Raw genomic sequence first — 22,838 nt, forward strand, 5'->3', positions numbered from 1 at the left:
TTTCTTAAGATGCCTAACCTTAACTATAAAAAATTCTAATAATAAACATATTTTCTGATAGAGAAAAAAGCAAGATCTGCAGTAAATAAAATAACTGTAAATCTTGCTTTATTCTTCTAAAGATATTGCTTTTTTATTTTTCCCGGATTTTTTCCAATATTTGTATAGCTGTCTGCTGGTTCATCTTTTCTGCTTCACGTAATTTTTTCGCAACTTGCTCGATTTCCTCACCAATAGCCCCAATTGAGATCGCTAATGAACGAGCTTGAAGTCCCATGTGGCCTTTTTGGATTCCTTCTGTAACTAATGCACGCAAAGCAGCCAGGTTTTGAGCTAACCCTACTGCAGCAATTACTTGTGCTAGTTCCTTGGCTGAATCAATATCTAACATAGCTAAAGATGCTTTTGCTTTTGGCAGGATATTGGAAGCTCCGCCTACTGTGGCAACAGCCAAAGGCACCGTTAGTTTTCCAACTAGTTTATCCCCTTTGATCTGCCAGTCTGTTAATCCTTGGTATAATCCATTTCTTGCCGCGTAGACGTGGATCGAAGCGCTAACCGCACGTGTATCATTTCCTGTAGCTGCCACTACAGCTTCTATACCATTCATGATCCCTTTGTTGTGCGTTGCTGCACGGTAAGGGTCAAGCTTCGCATATTCCCCTGCCTGTTGGATTTTTTTGGCAATTTGTTCACCGATTTCTTTGTTTCTCCCTAAGCGTTCGAATGGGATTTCACAACAGGCAGAAGCCAATGATTCTGTAGCAAAATTACTTAAAATACTGAATAGAATCTCTTTTTCAGGGAACCACTCCCGTAACTTGTTTGCCACACTCTCAAGAATCGAGTTGATCATGTTAGCGCCCATTGCATCTTTTACATCCACTAAAAAATCAATAGATAAGTATGCATGGAAACTCCCCATGAATTCCCGAGTAGAGATATCTTGAACACCGCCCCCGCGTTTCACGATTGAAGGATAACTTTCATTTGCACAAAGAATCAGCTCTTCTTTTCGATGATTAACTGCATTGATCACTGCTTGATACTCCGATTTTCCTGATAGAACGATTTGCCCTCGCATCAGCCGCTGAGGTGTTTCTGCGCAGATATTTCCACAGATTTTTGCACCATTACTTGCAGCTGCAATGACAGATGGTTCCTCTGTTGCCATCGGAATCCATTTTTTCTTGCCATTAATTTGAAAATTCTGCGCGATGCCCATTGGGATTTCCACTTCACTCACTTGGTTTTCGATCATGTGATCGGAGAGCTCTTCAGAAAGTGTTTGTTCCTGAAAAATCAACGCAGTTTCTTGTGTCAATACATTTTTTTCTATTAATTGACTGCGCCGTTCAGATGGCGTAAGCTGATAAAACTTTTTTTTTTGCACATCCTTATGTGTTTGCTCCATATTCGCTTCTAACAAGACTGCCAAGCCTAAACCTCCACCAATACATAATGAAGCAATACCGTATCTCTTCTGTTCACGAAGCAATCCGTAAGCTAATGTAGTCAAGATACGTGCACCGCTTGCACCAATTGGATGGCCTAATGCGATTGCTCCTCCATATATATTGACCTTTTCTTCATCTAACTGCAGTTCTTGGCTAACTACGATAGAAGAAGCTGCAAATGCTTCATTGATCTCAAAAAGATCGATTGTTGATAAATTCATTCCTGATCTATCTGTCAATTTTTGAATGGCTTTGATTGGAGCGATTCCCATGATACTTGGGTCAATACCGACCTCCGCTACTTCTTTGATGGTTGCTAAATAAGGCAGATTATTATTTTCTGCGTATTCTTTGGATGCAAGGATCACCACAGAGGCACCGTCATTCAACGGGGAAGCATTTCCTGCTGTTACAGTTCCTTCTTCTGAGAATACTGTACGTAACGTGCCCAGTTTTTCCAATGTACTATTTCCACGAACTGCTTCATCCTCAGATAACACGTCTTCATCAGAAATCTTGACTGGGATGATTTCCTCAGAAAATACACCGGCTTCGACAGCATGTGCTGCTTTCAACTGGGACGACAAGGCATAGCGATCCTGCTCTTCTCTGCTCACAGAAAATTGTGTTGCAACCTTCTCTGCGGTTAATCCCATATGTGCATTTGAAAATGCGTCAGTCAATCCGTCGTTGACCATACTGGAAATTGGTTCACCATATTCATTTGTTTCTGACTGATACTGTTTCAGCATAGGTGCTTGAGACATACTCTCTGTTCCGCCGGCTATCACAAGTTCTGCTTCACCTAATTGGATCAGCTGGCGTGCTAAGATCACTGCTTTCATACCAGATCCGCAAACTTCATTGATCGTCATTGCTGGGACATCTACAGGGAGACCGCTGTTCAAAGCAATCTGCCTGGCAACATTTTGACCATTACCAGCTTGCAGGACATTTCCGAATATTACTTGATCGATTTTATCTTTTTTCAGTTTTGTTTTATCTAATAATCCTTTAGTCACAAGTGTGCCTAATTCAACTGCAGTAAATGGACTTAAACTTCCGCGATACTTTCCTATCGGCGTTCTTGCAGCATCTATCATAACGACTTCTTTCAAGTAAGCCACCTCCTACAAAAATATACCATTCTTTGCTGTAAAAACAAATAGCTCTTATTCCAGTTGTTTTTTTCTAAGATTAAATTTTAACAATCCTTAAATATTCTCTTTTTTATATTTCTTTTAATCTTTTTATGATACCTTAGTAAAGTAAGTTTTTTATCATAAGTAAAGAGGTGTTGAAATGAAAATAGGGATTGATCGTCTTTCCTTTTTTATTCCTAATTTATATTTAGATATGACAGAGTTGGCAGAAAGCCGTGGGGATGATCCTGCAAAATACCATATAGGGATTGGTCAAGACCAAATGGCAGTCAATCGTGCAAATGAAGACGTCATTACACTAGGAGCAAATGCTGCCAGCAAAATCGTAACAGAAAAAGACCGTGAGCTAATCGACATGGTCATCGTCGGAACAGAATCCGGGATTGATCATTCAAAAGCGAGTGCGGTAATTATCCACCATTTACTGAAAATCCAATCTTTTGCTCGTTCTTTTGAAGTAAAAGAGGCTTGCTACGGTGGCACCGCAGCTTTGCACATGGCGAAAGAATATGTCAAAAATCATCCAGAACGAAAAGTACTAGTCATAGCAAGTGATATTGCTCGTTACGGCTTGGCAAGCGGTGGTGAAGTGACGCAAGGTGTCGGTGCTGTTGCGATGATGATCAATCAAAACCCGCGTATTTTATCGATTGAAGACGACAGCGTATTTCTGACAGAAGATATCTATGATTTCTGGCGTCCAGATTATAGCGAATTTCCTGTTGTTGATGGTCCTTTATCTAATTCTACGTATATCGAATCATTCCAAAAAGTTTGGAATCGACATAAAGAATTGTCGGGTCGAGGACTCGAAGATTATCAGGCGATTGCTTTCCATATTCCGTATACTAAGATGGGAAAAAAGGCATTGCAAAGCGTATTAGACCAAACAGACGAAGAAAATCAGGAACGTCTTATGGCTCGCTATGAAGAAAGCATCCGTTACAGCCGACGAATCGGTAATCTTTACACTGGTTCATTATACCTGGGGCTAACTTCTCTACTGGAAAATTCGAAATCACTACAGCCAGGAGATCGCATCGGTCTATTCAGCTACGGTTCTGGTGCAGTAAGTGAATTTTTTACAGGTTATCTGGAAGAAAACTATCAAGAATATCTCTTCGCACAATCTCATCAAGAGATGCTAGATTCTCGAACACGGATCACTGTTGACGAATATGAAACGATTTTCAGTGAGACGCTTCCTGAACACGGAGAATGTGCAGAATATACTTCAGATGTACCTTTTTCGATTACAAAGATCGAAAATGATATTCGTTACTACAAAATATAATAAAATCATAAAAAGAACCCTTCACGAGTCGTGAAAGGTTCTTTTTTTATCTGCGGACCAAAGGAGCAGTCTATAGGTCAGCTTAGTCGTACTAAGGATTTCTCGTTTTTCACTGAACAGTTTGCGAATGTACCTAGTCACAACAGGATCTTTTGCGTACGCGTCATAGTATAGCTTCATCAATTCTTCAGTAATTGATTCCTGTGTAAAATAAGTAAAATCTTTTTTCTTCACTTTGAATCCTTCATCAATTAAGTATGTTTCAAATTGATCCATTACAACTGGCGATGTATTAGGATCTTCTTCTATCATTCCTAGTTGCTTTTCGATAGGATAAAAAACATCATCGATTGATTCCACTACTCTGATTATCACGCACCATTTGCTTGACTTTTTCATCAATTTTTCTAATTGAATAAGATGTACCAATGCTGGATTTGCTGCTGTAAAAACCATTTCATATGTCTCATTTGATTGGATAAATTCTTCTAACGACTGTTTGATAAAGGAAACATTTGGCAACTCATTTTTTTCTGCTTCTTTTTTTGCATTTTCTAGCATTCCTGAAGAAAAATCGATCAAATCATAGCGATTAATTTCTTTTGCTAAGTAAAGAAATCTGCCAGATCCTCCAGCAACGTCTGCTGCTGTTTCAGCAGGCAGGACTTTCTCCGTTTTCAGATAATTTTTTACATCTTCAGTAATAGTTACTTGCGATTCTTGCTGGATTTCATAATATTCTTCAGCAAATTCATCCCATTCTTTTTCATTCATTTGATTTCCTCTAATTTTTTGTTATATGTTTTCACTTTTCGGAATAAATTATTCTCCTCTTTTATCTATTCTATCTCTTTTGATGAATAATAAAATGATTGGCTTTCCGTCTATCATAAATAAAAAAAGGGACTGTGACCAAAGTCGTGTCAAAGTCCCTCTTTCCGAATAAACAGTGTCCAATCAGATGACCCTCAGTATTAGCTCAAAATGCTGATTTTACAACTTCTTCCTTAAACGGTGTTCTCCTGCCAACTCTTCGGTCACAAGGTGCAATTTCAACAAACATGAGAAGCTGTTTGTTGAAATTGCACCTTGTGACTCAGAATTAAACGGCAGGCTCACAACCTCGTTGATTCGTTTTATTTATTTCCTTGTATTCGTACAATGATCAATTTAGTGATTTCCATCAAAACAATTGTCACAAGTGCGATTCCCATACATGTAAAGACTTCTGTCAATCCAAATGCTGATGGGATAGAGAAGACTTCTTTCAGTCCTGGGATCATTGTTAAGCAGTAAAGCGCGCTACATACAACTACAGCTAGTAAGACACTTCTGTTAGAGAAGAACCCTGCTTGGATAGCTGTTTGTGTGTTTGAACGTGCTGGGAATGTTTGCAATGTCCGACACCAAATCAATGTTGAAAATGACATGGCTACACCGAATTCAGGTGAATGCTGCATGCCAAGCCATTGAGCAAAGATAACAGCAATCCCAATCAGCACACCACGATACGTTACAGAAATCAATGTTTTGTCCGTAAAGATTCCTGAATTTGGATCTCTTGGCGGGCGGTTCATCGTATCAGGTTCAGCTTTTTCTGTACCTAATGCAATTGCTGGCAGTGAATCATTGACTAAATTGATGAACAACAGTTGTAATGCTGTAAATGGATTGGACCAGTCAGCAACTAAGGCAAAGATGATCGCAATGATCGCACCTAAATTTCCTGCAAATAGATAAGAAATAGCTTTCTTGATATTATCAAACACATTACGTCCCACTTCTACTGCGCTGACAATAGAAGCAAAGTTATCATCCGTCAATACCATCGCTGCTGCATCTTTTGCCACATCTGTACCCGTTCCCATAGCAATTCCGATGTCTGCTTGTTTCAATGCTGGTGCGTCATTTACACCATCACCTGTCATAGCTGAGATATGACCTTTATTTTGCCAAGCACGAACGATACGAATTTTATTCTCAGGTGAAACACGTGCATAAACAGTGACTTTTTCTAAAACTTCGTTTAGTTGATCTTCTGTCAATTCATCTAGTTCCGTCCCGGTCAAAGCCAGGTTTCCTTCTTCAAAAATACCGATTTGTTTGGCGATAGCCACAGCTGTAGTTTTATGGTCACCAGTAATCATGATTGTTTTGATTCCTGCACTTCTTGCTTCTGTTACCGCCTGAGTCACTTCAGCACGTGGAGGATCGATCATAGCAAGCAAACCAACAAGGATCAAATCGTCTTCATCTTCAAATGATAAATCAAAATTATCAAGTGGACGGTAAGCAAAAGCTAGTACACGTAGTGCGCGTGTTGAAAAAGCTTCATTTTGCTCTTGGAATTTTTTCATCAATTCATCCGTCATCGGAACGACTTCACCATTTAGCAATACTTTTTTACTGCGTTGGAAGACGATATCTGGTCCGCCTTTGACAAATAAGTAATTTTCGTTATCGATCGTGTGTCCAGTAGACATTAATTTTCGATCAGAATCGAAAGGAAGTTCTGCTTGTCTTGGGTAGTTGTTTCGGATTTCCTGATAAGGCTGGTTTAATTTTTCACTAAAGTCGATAAACGCTACTTCCGTAGGGTCGCCCAATTTAGTACCGTCTTCACTGATCGATGCATCATTCGCTAAAACACTGATTTCGATCAAGCGACGTTCGTCAGCTGTCCATTTTGAAGGGTCATTTGTGAAATCCCCAGTATCGCCATTACCTAAAAAGTAGTCAACAACTGTCATTTTGTTTTGTGTCAATGTACCAGTCTTATCTGTACAGATGATACTTGTCGAACCAAGTGTTTCAACTGCTGGAAGCTTCCGAATAATGGCATGACGTTTTGCCATTTTATTCGTTCCCAAAGATAACACGATTGTTACGATAGACTGTAATGCTTCTGGAATAGCAGCTACGGCTACGGCTACGGCAAACATCACTGCGCTGACGATATCTGCAGTCATATCTCCTGTACCTTCTCCAAGATAAATACGAAACAGTTGGATACCTAAAATCAATAAAGACAATGCCAAAATAGCCAAACTTAGTTTTTTACTGAATTTATCCAGACCTCGTTGTAACGGAGTGACTTGCTCAGTTGTTGATTCCAAAAGGCCAGCAACTTGTCCGATCTCCGTATTATTCCCAGTTGAAGTCACTAAGAATTTACCGCGTCCGTAAGTTACGATCGTTCCACTGAATACCATATTTGTACGATCTCCGATTGGTACCGTACTTGTGATATCCGTTACTTCTTTTTCTGCAGAAGTCGACTCTCCTGTCAGCATACCTTCATCTACTTTTAATGATTCCGCATCTAGTAAACGTCCATCAGCAGGTACATAATCGCCTGCGTCTAACAACACGATATCTCCTACCACAAGTTCGTTTGCCGGAATCGTTTTTTCCTTACCATCACGAATCACTCGAGCATCGGGCGCTGAAAGATTTTTCAACGCTTCTAAAGAACCTTCTGCTTTTTTTGTTTGGACAACACTGATTATAGAATTCAACATCAATACTGCAAAAATAACTAAGAATTCGATGTAGTCACCCATGACCATCTGAATCAGTGCGACAATCAGCAATACGATAACCATTGCATCTTTGAAAGTTTCTAAGAACAATTTCCAAGTTGGCTTCTTCGGCTTTTCTTTTAGCTGGTTCAAGCCATCTCTTTCTAATTTTTCCTTCGCTTGCGTGGTGCTCAATCCATCGGTTGAGCTCTGCGTTTGCTGCATCAACGAGTCGATCGTTTCTTTATAGACCGCTTGTTGTGCTTGTTCCTTGTTTTCCAAATTTCATCCCCCATTTTTTGATCTTGGCCCTAGTCCTGTCTGAAAAAAAAGAGACCTAAGACAAATACGCATTTGTCTTAGGTCTCACCATTTCATACAATACCAGAAAACCATTTGGTTAACTTACTGTTGATATTATCGCAACAAACGTTGCCGGTTACTCCCCTAAGGAGATATTCAACTGTACTAATATCCTACCTTATTAACCTACAAAAAGCAACTACTTTAGCCCGATTTACCTACATTTTCATGAAAGGAGTGAAAAGTATATTCACCTTGGTAGGCTTCTTTCTTCTATCATGCTATACTAATGTTATTGTATGTAAGGAGGAACATTTTTGTGGTATCTAGTATTATAACCGCCCTTTATCTATTAAATGCACTTATTGCTTTGGTGGCTATTTTGATCAAACCCCGAGATGTAGCAGCCATTTGGGCATGGCTCTTAGTATTGTTTGCCCTTCCTGGGGTGGGTTTTGTATTATATTTATTTTTCGGACGTGGATTAACGGATAAGAAAAAATTCTATCTCCGACAAAGTGACTTGAAAGAATTAGAAAACTTTCAGTCTTTTAGAGGAGATACCATTGAACATTACGATCCTGACATGGGCGATAAAGACAAACAGCAATTTGTTGACTTCTTCTCTTCATTAAATCGTATGCCGCTGACAAGAATGAATTCTGTCACTCTTCTCACAGACGGACAAGAGAAATTGGATTCACTGCTTCAAGATCTAAAAAAAGCCAAACATTCGATCCATATCGAATATTACGCATTTGTGACAGATAATATCGGCCAGCAAGTCTTACATGTTTTAGAAGAAAAAGCCGCAGAAGGCGTGGAAGTTCGAATATTATATGATGCATTTGGCTCTCATGGCACAAAAGCAAAAGATTTCAATCGTCTAATCAAAAATGGTGGACATGTCCATACATTTGTTACCTCACAAAAGGCATTACTTCGTTTCCGATTGAATTACCATGATCACCGAAAAATCGTTGTGATCGATGGAAAGATTAGTTATACCGGTGGCTTCAATATTGCCAATCAATATGTAAATACAACAAAAAAATTCGGCTATTGGCGCGATACGCATATACGGATTTTCGGTGCCGCTTCTTCTTTGCTCCAGCTTCGCTTCTTAACAGACTGGAACGTCTCGGTACCTGAAGAAAAAAAGGTCGGCTATCATTTGAATTATTTCTTTAAAAAAGCAGATCGAGATGAATCTAAGCTTGCTGATACATCCATCCAGCTTGTTTCAAGCGGACCGAATAACGAAAGGGAACAAATCAAGCTTTCATTTATCAAATTGATTACTTCTGCTAAAAAACGCGTTTGGATACAGACACCTTACCTTGTTCCTGATGAAAGTGTCATTGCTGCTTTAAAAATCGCAACTGCCTCTGGTGTAGATGTGAAAATCATGATTCCCAACAAACCGGATCATCCTTTTATTTATCGAGCAACACAATATTATGCTCGGCAGCTGATCAAGGAAAATGTACAAATCCTTGTCTATGAGAACGGCTTCCTCCATGCAAAAACATTGATAATGGATGATGAAATCTGCATGGTAGGTTCAGCAAATCAAGATATTCGTAGCTACCGATTGAATTTTGAAACAAGTGCTGTCATTTACGATCCTGAGTTTTTAGAAGAACTTGCTACTCAGTTCAAAGAAGATGAGACACATTGTTCATACATGACAACTGAAACAGTCAAGGAAATGTCTAACTGGCTATTATTCAAGCAACAAATTTCTCGATTATTTTCTCCAATCCTATAATTTTTTTATTCAAGTAGAGAAAAATATACTAAGGTTAAAGGGACTGTGACAAAAATCTTGTCACAGTCCCTTCTTCCGAACAAACGGTGTTCTCCTGCCAACTCCTCGGTCACAAGTCACAATATTCAACAAACATGAGAAGCTGTTTTTTGAACTTGTTCCTTGTGACTTGGAGCTGGACGGCAGGCTCACGACCTCTTTCTTTTACTCTAATTCACCAGCTGCCCAATGATTGATGGGTCCATATTTGTGCCCTACGTTTATTTCTTCACGAATTGCACGGTTTACATAGTCTTTTGCCAATCGGATCGCTTGTTCAACTGTTTTTCCTTTCGCTAACTCAGCTGCAATACATGCAGATAGCGAATCGCCAGTTCCGTTGATCCGGTCGGTAGGATAAAATGGTGCATTTAACCAAAATGATTTTCCTGATTCGAGCAATACGTAGTCATTGATTGTTTCTTGCTGCGCATCTTTAGCATGATGTCCTTTGATCATAACGTTTTTTGCACCCATATCTTGCAGTTCTTTTGCTGCTTGCACAAAATCTTCTTCAGCTGCTAATGTCCGTCCAGTCAGCTTTTCTGCTTCATAAAAATTAGGTGTCAGTACTTCGGCCAAAGGGACAAGCTTTTCTTTCAAGCTTTGCAAAGCAGATTCTTCTAGTAAAAGATTTCCATGTTTCGTTACGATTACCGGATCCACGACTAATGGACCAAAATCATATTTTTGGTAATTTTTTACAACTGTCTCAATCAACTTTGAATCTGCTAGCATACCTGTTTTAGCTGCACGTATTTGAAAGTCCTTCGCAATCAGTTCAAATTCTTTGTCGATAAAATCTGTTGGCAATGTCACACTTGCTCCGATTCCGTAAGAATTACCTGCAACACATGCGGTCATGACAGAAACACCGTAAACATTTCTTGTAAAGAATGTATGCATATCTGCTTGCATCCCTGCGCTTCCATCGCTATCTGATCCTGCGATCGTCATTGCTTGTACATACTGATCTTCCATCAAATCGATTCCTCCATTTTTATAAAAAGATTTTTCATAATGCTGTTACTGTTTCTATCATATGTTTTTCAAAGTATCCCTCAGTAAATATACCACTACCTTTTCTTGGTAATCAAATTTATTTGAAAAAACATTTGTAATAAATCAGAAAATAGTGGTCGTTTATTTGTATTCGCTATTCTAATAATAAATAACCACTATTTGATTTATATATATTTCAGTATCCTTCTTGTTTTCATATAACCAAAGGCGCTATGATTTCCATATGAAAAAAATAAAGTCAGGTGAAAAAAATGAAACTTGAGGATAAAAAAGTCATTTTGAAGAAAATCAAACGACTACCAGACCAAATAGATGGCTATACGATCTGTTCTTTCAAAAAAGACAGGAGTATAAAAGCTTATACGCAAAACACAGAAAAAGGAATGATCTATTTCCTGCATGAAGAAGGTTACGATGCCCAAACCTTTATGTTTACTGAAAAAAAAGAATTTCAAAAACAGATGAAAAAACTGATTGAAAAAGAATTTCCAAGAAGTCATAAACTCTATGTGAATCAGCAATTTTAACTTCTAACTGTTCTTTATTAATTAAAAATGTTCTGTAATAAAATAAAACTTTATAACAACTATAACAAAACCGAATAAAAAACAGAAGTTCTATAAGCTATAATCATAGTTGTTAGGTGATTCATCTAGTAAAAACACCAGATTTCAAATTTCACACAATTTAAACTAGATCAATCATCAACCTTCTTCAAATTGTTAGAACCCTTTCCCGAGGAGCTGCAGCATAAGCAAAAAAACAAACAGGAAGCCAAATGGCTAAGACATTTTTTCTATTAGTCTAGTTGTTTCTCGTCGCAAGTTTAAGACTTTAGAAAGTTATTTCTAATGATGTTTGGGTTGTTTTGATCAATGCTTATGCACAGCTCCTTACCTATTATTTATCTCAACAGATCTAACAAATTAATGGACTATTTAAGGAGTTTTTTTATGCTTACGATCTATTCTTCTCGCACACATAGTTACCATCTGATGGCAAACTGGCTGAAAGACCATCAAATGCCTTACAGAGAACGAATTTTCACACCTAAACAGCCTTTAACAAGGAAAGAGATATTTTATTTATTGTCATTAACAGAAAACGGATTTGACGATTTATTAGCTAAACGTTCAATCGATTACAAAAATTTAAAGGATCAAATCGACCAATGTACGACCTCAGAGCTTGTCGATCTGATCGTCTCGCATTTTACTTTGTTACAACGCCCCATCATTACTGACGGAAAGAAATTATTAGTCGGATTCAATGAAGATAGCATGCGTCTTTTTATCCCTGTACAATGGCGCAGAAGTCAACTGAAATCTGTCTATAACGATTTTACATGGGTAAGCAATCTAGAAAATTCTACGGATTTAGATGATGAATTTTTAAATTATTATATATAAAAAAGACTGTGACAAAAGCGTGTCACAGTCTTTTTTTCTACGCCGGATAAATAGAATATTTTTACAAATCTGAATACATTCACCAGTAATAAGCACTTTGAGTGAATTGACGATAAGAATGACGGACCAGACTGCCATAAATGATCAAGAAGACACCCGTTCCTACCGTAACAAAAAATATAGAGGCACCGATACTACCATCCATATACCACATTAAAGAAGCCAAAAGTGGGAAAAGTGAAAAAATACATAATCCGATTCCTGCAATCAGTGAGAAGCCAAAACTTCGCTGATACTCTTCTTCTTTTTCTTTTGCTTCTGCTAATACTTTTTCAGGTATTTTCCGATGGTGCAAAAAGTGATTTAAACGTGTGATTTTCATACCAGAAGCAATAAAAAAACCGACAGCTAATGCTATACCGAAAATCAGACAAGAAATACCCATGAACACATATCCTGCTGAACAAAAGAAAAAAATACTTGCAAAAGATAAGCTAATGAATAGAACACCTGATGCCACTTGGAGACTTGCCGCTCTGTATTCTTTCCAGTAGTTTTCTGCTTCGCTTAAATAAATAGAAGCTGTGTTTGTTTCCGTCTCGTCAGCTTGATGTTTTTTTTCGACATCTAGTTCTTCTAATAATTCATCGATTGAACCAAATGTCGAAATTACTGTACCGATGGCCTCCTGTTCATTTTTTCCTTCTCCCATCAATTCATGATAATGGTCTTCTATATTTGCCAACAAATCAGTTTTCAGCTTATCTATCTCGGTACTTTGAGGTACTCCGATAAAAAGACTGTCTAAATAATTACGGATTGTATCCATTTAATTTCCCTCCAAAAATTGATCGACTACGTCTTTCGTCGTCAGCCACTCTTGCTTTTTTTCTTCTAAAAGATTACGCCCTATTTCAGTGATTTTATAATATGTCCGCTTTTTTCCATGAGTCACTTCTCCAGGATATGAAACAATCAGTTGGTTCTTTTCTAAACGGGCAAAAACGGAGTAAAGTGTTGTCTCTTTGATCACATAGGAATCATTTGTCCTCTCACGAATCGTTTTAGAAATTTCATATCCATAAGAATCGTTTTTGTTAAGGATCGATAAAATAATCGCATCATTGTATCCGCGTATTCCATCACTTGAAATCATTTTCTTTCCTCCATATTACTCCATCTGTCGTTGTAATTAGAATAGCATGATTACTTCATCAGGTAAAGTAGTTTTTTACAAAAAAATAAAGGGAACAGAAAGCAAAAGAAGCGTTATGCTTTTTTGCTTTCTGTTCCCTTAATTTATTTATTTTACAACCATGACGTTACATGATGCGTGGTTGACTACATAGGAAGTAGTGGAACCTACTAGTGCACGTTCTACCGCATTCAGACCTGTCGCCCCCATGACAATCAGATCGATTGGTTCTTTCGATTCATGGAAATTAGCAATCAGTGTCTTTGGATAACCGTAAAGAACATATGTCTCGATATCTGTCAGGCCTTTTTCAATTGCCAAGTTTCGATGTTCTTTCATCTGGTTTTCCGCAACCTCATCCAATTCTTCCTGAAGGCTTGTTGTAACAAATGCAAAATCACCAAAGTAATTGCCTGTTACTTCATTGACATACAGGATGTGCAACGTTGCCTGATTTCGTTTGGCAATCGTAATTGCCTCAAGAAATGCTTTTTCTGCCTTTTCAGAACCATCAATTGCTACTAAAATATTACGATAAGTATCTACCATTGTAAACGCCTCCTTCACTGTTAGTGTAGCACGATTACAGTGTTAGAACAAACAATTTGTGAACGTTTTATCAAAAAATATCAGGCATCAAATCCGTTTTTTTCAGAGACCGTTTTAAACCAGCAACCTGATTTTTTGATCGTCCGTTTACCGTCTTGTGCCAAATCAACAGCGATAAAGCCATAGCGATTCTTATAAGCATTTGTCCAAGACCAGTTGTCCATACATGTCCACATGTGGTAACCCACACAATTGGTTCCTTCTTGGATTGCTTGATGGACGTATTTCAAATGATCCGTAACAAACTCGATCCGGTAATCATCTTCAATAATTCCTTCGCTGTTAACAAATCGTTCTTCTCCTTCGACCCCCATCCCATTTTCAGAAATATAACATTTGATATTACCATAGTTTTCTCTTGTATTCGTTAAAATATCATAGATTCCTTTTTCGTAAATTTCCCATCCACGATATGGATTCATTTTTTTATTGGGCATGTCGTAATTATCAAAATAATCATCTGGCATGGGGCTATGTTCGTGATTGATTGGAGTTTCTTTTGCTTTGATTCGACGAGGCTGATAGTAATTGATTCCTAGCAGGTCAATCGTGTTTTCACGGATGAGTTCTAGGTCTCCTTCATGGATCTCTGGCATTATAGCCAATTCTTTGACAATTTCGATCAACTCTTGTGGAAACTCTCCTTTCACTGCAGGGTCAAGGAATGATCGGTTGAAGAATGCGTCAGCGATCTTCGCCGCTTTTACATCTTCTGGGTTCGTTTCATCTCTCGGATAGCTTGGTGTCAGATTCAAGATGATTCCGATCTCACCATCATGTCCGCCTTCATGGTAGGCTTTGATTGCCTTTGCGCTTGCTAGATTCTCATGATAGCCTACTTGGACCGCTTCTTTCATATTGATATGATTTGGATAGTGGAATTGATACAAGTAGCCTCCTTCTACAGGTACGATTGGTTCATTATGAGTAAACCATTTTTTGACCAGATCTCCAAACAGTTCAAAGCACGCTGCTGCATAAGAAACATAAGCGTCGACCGTTTCTCTTGATAACCATCCGCCTTTTTCTTGCAGTGGTAGTGGCATATCGAAATGGTAAAGGTTCACAAAAGGTTCAATACCATTATCCAGCAATTCAGTAAAATAATCTCGATAAAAAGAAACAGCTTTTTGATTGATTTCACCTGTCCCTTCTGGAATCAAACGACTCCATTGGATAGATGTACGAAATGTGTTATGGCCAGTTTCTTTCATTAACTGAACATCTTCTTTGTATTTTGTGTAAACTTGCGAAGTTTTTTCAGGTCCTACTTGATCGAAGAATTTTTCAGGCTCTAATTCATACCAATGATCCCAAATATTTTCTCCTTTACCATCATCACTTACTCTTCCTTCTGTTTGCGGTCCGCTAGCAGCAGAACCCAACCAAAAATTTTCTGGGAATGTGTAGGTTTTCATTTTTTACTTCCTCTCTTTTTTCTTGATACCGTAATCATAACGAACCCTAAAAAATAAATCAATACTTTTTATGAAAATGACTAGACATTTAAAATTTTTGGCGTTATACTTTGTATGTAATCGATTGCAAATAAATTTGAGGTGAATAAAAATGAACGGTTTTATGGACAAGCTTTCTGAGAAAATCATGCCCTTAGCTAATTTATTAGGGCAAAATCGTTACCTTACAGTGCTGCGGGATGCTTTCATGCTTTCCTTCCCTTTAACGATGTTCGGTTCGATCGTTGTCGTTATCAATAACTTGCCTTTTTTCAGTGACGCAACAAAGGGAACTTTATCGAACTTATTCGGTAACGGGCAAAATGCAACAATGAGCATCATGTCGGTTTTTGTTACTTTTGGTATCGGCTATTATTTATCAAAATCTTATGACGTTGAAGGTATTTTCGGTGGTGCCGTGTCTTTTGCCAGCTTCTTGATTCTTACGCCTTTTGCAATGAAAACCGCTGGCGGTGAAGATGTGACTGGTGTGCTTTCACTTGATCGTCTTGGCGCAAAAGGAATGTTCATTGGAATGATCGCTGCTTTCTTGGCTGGAGAAATCTACTGCAGAATCACGAAACGCGGCTGGCAGATCAAAATGCCTGATGGAGTTCCGCCTGCAGTAACAAAATCATTTGCCGCTTTGATCCCTGCTGTAGTGACACTAACTATTTTCTTAGTAATCAATGCTGTGATGACTGGTATTTTCAATGCTAACTTACATGACGTCGTTTATGAAGTGATCCAAAAACCATTAACTGGTTTGGGAAGTAGTTTACCTGCAACATTGATTGCTTTGTTCTTTGTCCAATTCTTATGGTTCTTCGGACTTCACGGACAAATCATCGTCAACTCTGTAATGGACCCGATTTGGAATACACTGATGCTTGATAACTTAGAAGCTTATCAACATGGAAAAGAATTACCACACATCATCACAAAACCATTCATGGAAACCTTCACTGTTGGTATTGGTGGCTCTGGAATGACTTTAGCTGTCGTTTTATTGATGGCCTTTGTTCTTAAAAAGAAACAGTATCGTGATGTTGGACGATTAGCTTTAGCACCTGGTATTTTCAATGTAAATGAACCAGCGATCTTCGGTCTACCGATCGTATTGAATGCAACAATCCTTATTCCTTGGGTTGTGGCACCTCTAATCGTAACGACGTTCAATTATTTGGTAATGGCTGCTGGACTTGTCCCTGCACCAACTGGCGTCTCTGTTCCATGGACTGTGCCAATCATTGCAAGCGGTGTCTTAGCAACAAATTCATGGCTTGGTGGTATGCTGCAAGTCATCGACTTTGTCATCGTTGCCTTTATCTGGTACCCATTCCTGAAAGTACTAGATAAACAACCAGATTTAGATATTGCTTAATAGATCATTAAGGGGTTGTGACAAAAACTTGTCACGACCTCTTTTTTCGAATAAACAATGTTCCAGATGCTACTTCGAGTTGTCGGAAGCATAATCTTTCGTTATACTCTAGAAGAGGTGAATAACGTGCCAAAATACGAAGAAATCGCAAATATTTTAAGAGAACGTATCCGTTCAAAAGAGTATCCTCCCGATAGTTTTTTGCCTAATCAAGTGGACTTGGTCAAAGAATTTGGTGCGAGCCGGATGACAATCAAAAAAGCCATCAATATCTTAGCAATGGAAGGACTTGTCTATTCGCAGCGAGGATCAGGAACGAAAATCTTGAATCATCCATTTATGCAAAAAGACACATCGCCCGCTAACGAGTATGAAGGTTTGAGTCTCCAAATGAAACGCAGACATCGTTCTTTGAAGAGTCAAATCATTCATTTTGATGTTGAATTCCCTAATCAATATATCCAAGAACGATTGATGATCGATGCCGAGCAACCTGTCTACAATATTCACCGGTTAAGGATCTTAGATGGCGAGCCATATGTTTTAGAGCATACCTTTATGCCAGTCCATCTTGTGCCGGGTTTAAAAAAAGAACATTTGTTAGCCTCTATCTATGATCATCTTCATCAAGAATTGAATGTCCATTTTGCAGGGGCTTATCGTGCTATTTCTGCAGATAAAAGTGATGAATATGATCAGCAATATTTGAACTGTGCAGAAAACGATCCTGTACTGGAAGTTCAGCAAGTCGTCTATCTCAAAGATGGACAGCCGATTGAATATTCTTCCAGCCGAAACCGATTTGATGTTCGGAACTATTCTGTGCTGGATGTGCGTTCAACTTAAATGAAGAGGTTGTGAAAAAGCCGTTTACCAAGAGAACGTGACAAATGAAAAAATAACTCAGCATAAAAAGACTTATGACCACCCGTAATGATTCTAAAGTTAGCTTTTTAAAGCTAGTTTTTTTGAAATCGATACAGCTAGTCGTAAGTCTTTTTATTTTATTGATCCGTCCCTCCTCTTTTCCATTCTTGATTCCTTCCTGATACTTTAGAAGACAAATTAATTGCAAAATAGAGATGCACCCTCTATACTATGTCTAAATCAACTACTTACTTTTTGTAAGTTAGTAGGAGGAAATTTATCATGGATACACAAATCAGAGGAATTCACCACGTCACAGCAATGACATCTAGCGCAACAAAAATCTACCGCTTTTTTACAGATATTTTAGGAATGCGCTTAATCAAAAAAACAGTTAACCAAGATGACATCGAAACTTACCATCTTTACTTTACAGACGATACTGGTGCGCCAGGAACAGATATGACTTTCTTTGATTTTCCAAATCAGCCAAAAGGAAAAAAAGGAACAGATACGATCTCTCGTGCTTCTTTCCGTGTGCCAAGTGACGCTGCATTAGACTTTTGGTTGGAACGTTTTGAAAAATATGACGTTACTCATTCAGCAATCAATGAACGTTTCGGCAAAAAATATATCGAATTTGAAGATTTCGATAATCAGTATTATCAATTGATCTCTGACGAAAATAATCAAGGTGTAGCAGCTGGCATTCCTTGGAAAAACAGCAATGTACCGACAGAGTTTGCGATCACAGGACTTGGACCTGTCTTTGTCCGTGTCAGTCAATTAGAGCATATCCGCTTGATTCTTGAAAAAATCTTAGGATTCAAAGAAACAGACCATTCAGGAGATTTCTACTTATTTGAAATCGGTGAAGGCGGAAATGGTGCAAGCATCATTATTGAACAACGGACAGACTTGCCAAAAGCAATCGAAGGATTTGGAAATATCCATCACTTAGCATTGCGTGTAGCAGACAAAGAAGCATTGGAATACTGGATTCAAGTAATCAATAAGATTGAATTGCCAAATTCTGGTTTCGTCGATCGTTTCTATTTCCAATCTGAGTACTTCCTAGCCGCTCATCACGTACTGTTTGAATTAGCAACTGATGGTCCTGGATTCCTTGAAGATGAACCAGCAGAATCAGCAGGAGAAAAACTATCTCTTCCTCCATTCTTAGAAGAACGTCGTGAAGCCATTGAAGCCTATGTCCGTCCTTTCGATACAAGTGATGCAAATAAAAAACGTGAATAATCTCTTCATGCTACTTCATTTTTTGCATCTATAGAAACAGAAAAGAGGGAACAAAATGACCTACATTTTTGAAAAAGGAACAAGTGGCAAGCATTTGATCTTACTTCATGGCACAGGTGGCGATGAACATTCTTTACTGGATATCGCTCACTTTCTTGCACCAAACAGTACATTGCTTTCTTTTCGTGGCACGGTCCAAGAAGATGGGATGAATCGTTTTTTCAAGCGTAATGGATTGAATCAATTCGACCTGGACAGTTTGGAAAAAGAAACAGATAAACTCCATGAAAAAATCAAAGAAATCAGCGAAAAAGAACAGATACCGTTAAGTGATTGGCTGCTTGTCGGCTATTCAAATGGCGCAAACATCGCTGCTCATTTATTATTGGAGCGTGAGACCGAGCTAAATAAAGGGTTGTTTTTCCATCCGATGTCTCTAGGTGTTCATCAAAGCCGTTCCACATTAGAGGATAAAACCGTCTGGCTTTCTTATGGTGATAACGATCCAATCGTTTCCCTTGCTTCCTTTAAAGAATTGGCCGATTAATTCGAAACACGCCAAGCAAATGTGACTATTCAGCTAACTGTAACAGGTCATCAGTTGACGATGGACGAAATCGAGCAAGCGAGGGAATGGACAGACCACCTCTTAACTAAATAAAAGAAAAGAACTACGACTTACATAATACAACCTGAAGCAGATATCGATCTGGATCAGATTTTGTGAAAGTCGTAGTTTTTTGTGTCAGATAGGTTAGTCTCCACCAGCTGCAATAACAGATTTATTATAAATAGCCGTTTTATGTTTCAACTCTTCCAATACCCCGATTTTCTCACCTTTTGAATAAAAACCGTCAGTAATCCCTAATGCTTGAAAAATCGTCTGCTTGTAGGCAATTTCTGCATTCCATTCAACTGTATCAAGGATTTGCAGTGCTTTATGGATAGCTTCGATTCCTGATTCTCCACCTGTGTTGATCAATACGCCATGAGAGTTGAGCAGCAACATATGCGGTAATTCGAGATGCTGTTTTTTTACATAGTCGCTTGTCAATTCAGCAAGTTCTTCAGAGCAATTAGGCTCAAAGTCCATGACAGGAATCTCTTTTACTTTAGCTGTGGCTTCTGTCAAATTAGGCATAGGCAACCCAGTAGTCGCCCAGAACATTGCATTAGGCGCATGAGCATGTAGGACAGCTTTGATAGCTGGATTAGTATCGTACATCGCTTCATGCATATTGATCTCCCGAGTTAAATGACCGACACCGTCAACGATTCTACGCGTTCTTGGTTCTACTACTAGAACCTGTGCAGGAGAAATCTCTCCTAGATAGGCTTCTGACATCATGGTCGGCGTCATGATGATGTAGTCTTTCCCTTGATCATCAGTGGTTTTAAAGGAAAAATTCCCTCCTGCGACATTTGTGTTTTTCCTTTCGAAAATCACTCTTACGATACGTGCCATGTCCTGTCGTTCTCTCTCAAATAACATACGTCCGTCTGACATAATGACCCCTCCATTATCTTTTTATAAAACTTTTTTCTCTCAATATTTCTTTGGTAGCTTCTTTTATTTTCATTGATTCTTCTATTTTCCGTTTTCTTTTTTCATCGTACTCTCTGAATAAAACGTGATTTCCATATTTATAGATCACTAGTGCGAAAAAAATGACCAATAGATTGATGATGATATTCTGAGTAAAGAGTCCATATAAAAATAGCAGAAGTGTACCACAAAGAGCGACTGTCCATTTTATTTTATCTGTCTCTTCTCTTTTCATTACTTTTCCACCATTTCAATGCTATTTTTGTAGTTCAGCATAACGTTCACTCGGTACTTTCGCTTTTATCATATATTTATAAAGTAGAACAAACAGTCCTAGAAAAATCACGCATCCTACAATAGCGAGAATATTCCTATTAAATGCCTCCGCAAATAAAACCCTGAACTCCGGCCCTTCTATGGATGACCATGTGATCAACTGTCCTTTCTTGATTTCCTCGACTGCTCCGCTTTTTTCTGCTAAATCACTGAGTATTGGCGCAAGGTAAGTGGCCCCGTACAAATAAATAGGCATAGTGATGATTCCCAAGATCAGCATACGAGCCAAGTTTCCTCCTGTTAAAAGTAATCCGCCGACCGCAATCGAATAGTTGATAATCCCTGCTAATGGCAATACTTGGTTTCCTGGCAAAATAATGGCATAACCAATAAACACAGGAACAAGTAAAATAGCAGTAACCCAAATTTCTGAACGACCAGCTAATATCGGCCAGTCCAATCCGATATATACTTCACGATCCTTAAACCGCTTTTTCATAAATTCTGACATAGCGTCTGCTAGAGGAGACAAAGATTGCATGAACATTTTAGAGATCATAGGAAACAAACTTAATGCTGTAGCTGTTTGGATCGCTAGATTAAGAGAACCTGAAACGCCATACGCAGCAGCAAAGCCAAGCCCCAATCCAATAATGAATCCCATTACAGAGTTTTCAGAGAAGATCCCAATTTTCTTCTTCAATGCATTCGTATCCGCTCGTTTATTTAAAGCAGGAATTTTATCCATGATCATATTGAAAGGCAGCAACAAGACAGCGGCAGATGTCATAAAATGAGTCACTGTTACTAATGGAATCCCTGTGAGATCTTGTATATGTTTTTGAAACATATCACCAAGCTTTAATTCCAATATAACTTGGACCATTGCAGTAAGAAAGCCTGCAGCCAAACTACCGGAAACATAATAAACTAAATAAGCAGTTAAAGCTTTCCCCCAAACATTCCACATATCAACATTTAACGTCTTCGTCCAATTAAAAAGTAACAGTACAAAATTGACCCCAATCGTTACTGTAAAAAATATAAAAGCATAACTCCACGACCATGTGATGCTTGCTGCACCTGTCCAACCAAGATCAAGTGCAGGCAAACTGATTCCCGTATTTTTAGCTAATGCTTCTGATGCTGGACTTACTGCGTTAGACATATAGCCAATGACCATAGACATTCCGCTAAAAGCAATCCCTAAAGTCAAAGCAGACATGAATGCTTTTTTTAATTTCATCCCTGCCAACAATCCAAGTATCAAAATAATCAGGGGAACAAAAATGGCTGATCCTAAGTTCAAAACATAATTGATAATGGTTTGGAAAACTTCCATAAATAAACCTTCTTTCTTTCGAAATATAGTAAATAAAACTATGAACCAACTTTTTTATCCAACAATCCTCCTTTACTGTACTAACTCTTTGATACTGTCATAAATAGGTTCTACACCCATTCCAGTTAAAAATGGAATTCCTGGAAATACTTCAATACCCAAATCTTTTGCTTGTTCAAGTACTTCCTCATCAGGTTGTGCGACATACACATAGATTCCAGCAGTTAGAAGCTCATTTTGAATCGATTTGTAATCAACTGCTTCTACAGGAAATGCGATGCCGTCATCCTCTAACATACTTTGGATCTTACTAGCGATTGTCTGACTCGTTGCTACTCCACTTCCACATGCGACAATTAGCCGATTTTTCATTTTTTCTTCCTCCTAAATATAATTTGTAATAAGTTCGTATATGTTTTGCGGTGTTTCTTGTTTCTTATAATTTTCCACGAATGTTTCATCCATGAATAAATTCATAAACGCTTGAAGTAATCCTACTTGTTCTTTTGGTTCTTTGATTCCTAAAAAAAATAGATTTTCTACAGTCATTTCCTGATTATCCCCCATTTGATAAAAATAAATTGGGATCTTCAGCTGCATAACAAAAACAAATGGCTTTTCGACATATTCACATTCCGAATGTGGCAGCGCGATATTTAAATACTTAGTAATCAATCCAGTAGGAAATTCTCTTTCTCTTGCAATCAGTCCATTCAAATAATTCTCATTGACGTACCCCATTTTTTCTAATCGTTGTGCAGCGATTAAAAAAGCTTCTTCTTTATTTTTTACTTCTACCGCTAATTGAATCAAACTAGGAACGAACATCTCTTTATATTTCATTCCAACTTCCTCCTTTTTGATTAAGTTTGTTAATTTATTGTTCTACTAAGTTCATATTTGTTTTACAAGAACATTATATTTC

The 22,838-nt window shown here is 38.2% G+C and carries 20 protein-coding genes and 1 pseudogene; 8 read left to right on the forward strand and 13 right to left on the reverse strand.

Annotated features, from left to right (window positions below; translation table 11 throughout):
* Positions 1-133: 133 nt before the first annotated feature.
* Positions 134-2,575 (reverse strand): hydroxymethylglutaryl-CoA reductase, degradative, encoded by a 2,442-nt coding sequence (locus MKX69_RS07930; protein ID WP_341009672.1) that lies wholly within the window; start codon positions 2,573-2,575, stop codon positions 134-136.
* A 184-nt stretch (positions 2,576-2,759) separates the two neighbouring features.
* On the opposite strand from MKX69_RS07930, the gene MKX69_RS07935 reads away from it, so the two are divergent.
* Positions 2,760-3,914 carry a hydroxymethylglutaryl-CoA synthase gene (locus tag MKX69_RS07935; RefSeq protein ID WP_341009675.1) on the forward strand — a complete coding sequence of 385 codons (1,155 nt, stop codon included), beginning with the start codon at positions 2,760-2,762 and terminating at the stop codon, positions 3,912-3,914.
* 21 nt (positions 3,915-3,935) lie between these two features.
* Here MKX69_RS07935 and MKX69_RS07940 read toward each other — a convergent pair whose 3' ends face one another.
* Both MKX69_RS07940 and MKX69_RS07945 read right to left on the reverse strand, forming a co-directional pair.
* On the reverse strand, positions 3,936-4,688 hold the full coding sequence (locus MKX69_RS07940; RefSeq protein ID WP_341009678.1) for a class I SAM-dependent methyltransferase: 753 nt from the start codon (positions 4,686-4,688) through the stop codon (positions 3,936-3,938).
* Positions 4,689-5,050: 362 nt separating this feature from the next.
* Positions 5,051-7,717 (reverse strand): cation-translocating P-type ATPase, encoded by a 2,667-nt coding sequence (locus tag MKX69_RS07945; RefSeq protein WP_341009680.1) that lies wholly within the window; start codon positions 7,715-7,717, stop codon positions 5,051-5,053.
* A gap of 340 nt (positions 7,718-8,057) precedes the next feature.
* Between MKX69_RS07945 and cls the strand changes: the two genes are divergently transcribed.
* On the forward strand, positions 8,058-9,509 hold the full coding sequence (gene cls, locus MKX69_RS07950; RefSeq protein WP_341009681.1) for a cardiolipin synthase: 1,452 nt from the start codon (positions 8,058-8,060) through the stop codon (positions 9,507-9,509).
* Between the two features lie 204 nt (positions 9,510-9,713).
* On the opposite strand, the gene thiD is transcribed toward cls, so the two are convergent.
* Entirely contained in the window at positions 9,714-10,529 is an 816-nt protein-coding gene (gene thiD, locus MKX69_RS07955) for a bifunctional hydroxymethylpyrimidine kinase/phosphomethylpyrimidine kinase (protein WP_341009683.1), read from the reverse strand.
* Positions 10,530-10,822: 293 nt separating this feature from the next.
* Here thiD and MKX69_RS07960 point away from each other — a divergent pair, with 293 nt between their 5' ends.
* Complete coding sequence (locus tag MKX69_RS07960; RefSeq protein WP_341009685.1) at positions 10,823-11,098, forward strand: hypothetical protein; 276 nt, start codon at positions 10,823-10,825, stop codon at positions 11,096-11,098.
* A gap of 426 nt (positions 11,099-11,524) precedes the next feature.
* On the forward strand, positions 11,525-11,980 hold the full coding sequence (locus tag MKX69_RS07965) for a Spx/MgsR family RNA polymerase-binding regulatory protein (RefSeq protein WP_002289471.1): 456 nt from the start codon (positions 11,525-11,527) through the stop codon (positions 11,978-11,980).
* A 79-nt stretch (positions 11,981-12,059) separates the two neighbouring features.
* On the opposite strand, the gene MKX69_RS07970 is transcribed toward MKX69_RS07965, so the two are convergent.
* The 4 genes from MKX69_RS07970 to MKX69_RS07985 form a co-directional block, all read right to left on the reverse strand.
* Positions 12,060-12,809: a permease prefix domain 1-containing protein gene (locus tag MKX69_RS07970; protein ID WP_341009686.1), complete on the reverse strand. Its 750-nt coding sequence runs from the start codon at positions 12,807-12,809 to the stop codon at positions 12,060-12,062.
* The gene (locus MKX69_RS07975; protein WP_002289468.1) at positions 12,810-13,136 is read right to left on the reverse strand and encodes a PadR family transcriptional regulator; all 327 of its coding nucleotides are present in this window, start codon (positions 13,134-13,136) and stop codon (positions 12,810-12,812) included.
* A 147-nt stretch (positions 13,137-13,283) separates the two neighbouring features.
* Positions 13,284-13,724, reverse strand: a complete 441-nt coding sequence (locus MKX69_RS07980) for a universal stress protein (RefSeq protein ID WP_002289467.1) — start codon at positions 13,722-13,724, stop codon at positions 13,284-13,286.
* A gap of 80 nt (positions 13,725-13,804) precedes the next feature.
* Complete coding sequence (locus tag MKX69_RS07985; protein ID WP_341009689.1) at positions 13,805-15,202, reverse strand: glycoside hydrolase family 1 protein; 1,398 nt, start codon at positions 15,200-15,202, stop codon at positions 13,805-13,807.
* Between the two features lie 151 nt (positions 15,203-15,353).
* On the opposite strand from MKX69_RS07985, the gene celB reads away from it, so the two are divergent.
* The 4 genes and pseudogenes from celB to MKX69_RS08005 all read left to right on the forward strand — a co-directional run bounded on the left by celB (position 15,354) and on the right by MKX69_RS08005 (position 19,410).
* Positions 15,354-16,625, forward strand: a complete 1,272-nt coding sequence (gene celB, locus MKX69_RS07990; protein WP_002294365.1) for a PTS cellobiose transporter subunit IIC — start codon at positions 15,354-15,356, stop codon at positions 16,623-16,625.
* 126 nt (positions 16,626-16,751) lie between these two features.
* Positions 16,752-17,471, forward strand: coding sequence for a GntR family transcriptional regulator (locus MKX69_RS07995; RefSeq protein WP_002294363.1), 720 nt, complete (start codon positions 16,752-16,754; stop codon positions 17,469-17,471).
* Positions 17,472-17,774: 303 nt separating this feature from the next.
* On the forward strand, positions 17,775-18,749 hold the full coding sequence (locus tag MKX69_RS08000) for a ring-cleaving dioxygenase (RefSeq protein ID WP_341009692.1): 975 nt from the start codon (positions 17,775-17,777) through the stop codon (positions 18,747-18,749).
* Positions 18,750-18,804: 55 nt separating this feature from the next.
* Positions 18,805-19,410 (forward strand): annotated as a pseudogene (locus MKX69_RS08005) (alpha/beta hydrolase).
* A 93-nt stretch (positions 19,411-19,503) separates the two neighbouring features.
* Here the strand turns inward: MKX69_RS08005 and MKX69_RS08010 are convergent.
* The 5 genes from MKX69_RS08010 to MKX69_RS08030 all read right to left on the reverse strand — a co-directional run bounded on the left by MKX69_RS08010 (position 19,504) and on the right by MKX69_RS08030 (position 22,756).
* Positions 19,504-20,256, reverse strand: coding sequence for a class II aldolase/adducin family protein (locus tag MKX69_RS08010; protein ID WP_341009694.1), 753 nt, complete (start codon positions 20,254-20,256; stop codon positions 19,504-19,506).
* 13 nt (positions 20,257-20,269) lie between these two features.
* Entirely contained in the window at positions 20,270-20,530 is a 261-nt protein-coding gene (locus MKX69_RS08015; protein WP_002288318.1) for a hypothetical protein, read from the reverse strand.
* A gap of 21 nt (positions 20,531-20,551) precedes the next feature.
* Entirely contained in the window at positions 20,552-21,913 is a 1,362-nt protein-coding gene (locus MKX69_RS08020) for a PTS galactitol transporter subunit IIC (protein WP_341009697.1), read from the reverse strand.
* Between the two features lie 72 nt (positions 21,914-21,985).
* The gene (locus MKX69_RS08025) at positions 21,986-22,285 is read right to left on the reverse strand and encodes a PTS sugar transporter subunit IIB (protein ID WP_002288285.1); all 300 of its coding nucleotides are present in this window, start codon (positions 22,283-22,285) and stop codon (positions 21,986-21,988) included.
* A gap of 12 nt (positions 22,286-22,297) precedes the next feature.
* Complete coding sequence (locus tag MKX69_RS08030) at positions 22,298-22,756, reverse strand: PTS sugar transporter subunit IIA (RefSeq protein WP_341009699.1); 459 nt, start codon at positions 22,754-22,756, stop codon at positions 22,298-22,300.
* Between the last annotated feature and the right edge of the window lie 82 nt (positions 22,757-22,838).

The sequence above is a fragment of the Enterococcus sp. FSL R5-0957 genome (assembly GCF_038008005.1).
GTDB lineage: Bacteria > Bacillota > Bacilli > Lactobacillales > Enterococcaceae > Enterococcus_B > Enterococcus_B faecium.

Bases quoted from the DNA above. Each gene is read 5' to 3' on its own strand.
- MKX69_RS08020 (WP_341009697.1), bottom strand. From the start codon at position 21,913: ATGGAAGTTTTCCAAACCATTATCAATTATGTTTTGAACTTAGGATCA.
- MKX69_RS07965 (WP_002289471.1), top strand. From the start codon at position 11,525: ATGCTTACGATCTATTCTTCTCGCACACATAGTTACCATCTGATGGCA.
- MKX69_RS07985 (WP_341009689.1), bottom strand. From the start codon at position 15,202: ATGAAAACCTACACATTCCCAGAAAATTTTTGGTTGGGTTCTGCTGCT.
- MKX69_RS08025 (WP_002288285.1), bottom strand. From the start codon at position 22,285: ATGAAAAATCGGCTAATTGTCGCATGTGGAAGTGGAGTAGCAACGAGT.
- thiD (WP_341009683.1), bottom strand. From the start codon at position 10,529: ATGGAAGATCAGTATGTACAAGCAATGACGATCGCAGGATCAGATAGC.
- MKX69_RS08000 (WP_341009692.1), top strand. From the start codon at position 17,775: ATGGATACACAAATCAGAGGAATTCACCACGTCACAGCAATGACATCT.
- celB (WP_002294365.1), top strand. From the start codon at position 15,354: ATGAACGGTTTTATGGACAAGCTTTCTGAGAAAATCATGCCCTTAGCT.
- MKX69_RS07970 (WP_341009686.1), bottom strand. From the start codon at position 12,809: ATGGATACAATCCGTAATTATTTAGACAGTCTTTTTATCGGAGTACCT.
- MKX69_RS08015 (WP_002288318.1), bottom strand. From the start codon at position 20,530: ATGAAAAGAGAAGAGACAGATAAAATAAAATGGACAGTCGCTCTTTGT.
- MKX69_RS07980 (WP_002289467.1), bottom strand. From the start codon at position 13,724: ATGGTAGATACTTATCGTAATATTTTAGTAGCAATTGATGGTTCTGAA.
- MKX69_RS07940 (WP_341009678.1), bottom strand. From the start codon at position 4,688: ATGAATGAAAAAGAATGGGATGAATTTGCTGAAGAATATTATGAAATC.
- MKX69_RS08010 (WP_341009694.1), bottom strand. From the start codon at position 20,256: ATGTCAGACGGACGTATGTTATTTGAGAGAGAACGACAGGACATGGCA.
- MKX69_RS07935 (WP_341009675.1), top strand. From the start codon at position 2,760: ATGAAAATAGGGATTGATCGTCTTTCCTTTTTTATTCCTAATTTATAT.
- MKX69_RS07960 (WP_341009685.1), top strand. From the start codon at position 10,823: ATGAAACTTGAGGATAAAAAAGTCATTTTGAAGAAAATCAAACGACTA.
- MKX69_RS08030 (WP_341009699.1), bottom strand. From the start codon at position 22,756: ATGAAATATAAAGAGATGTTCGTTCCTAGTTTGATTCAATTAGCGGTA.
- MKX69_RS07975 (WP_002289468.1), bottom strand. From the start codon at position 13,136: ATGATTTCAAGTGATGGAATACGCGGATACAATGATGCGATTATTTTA.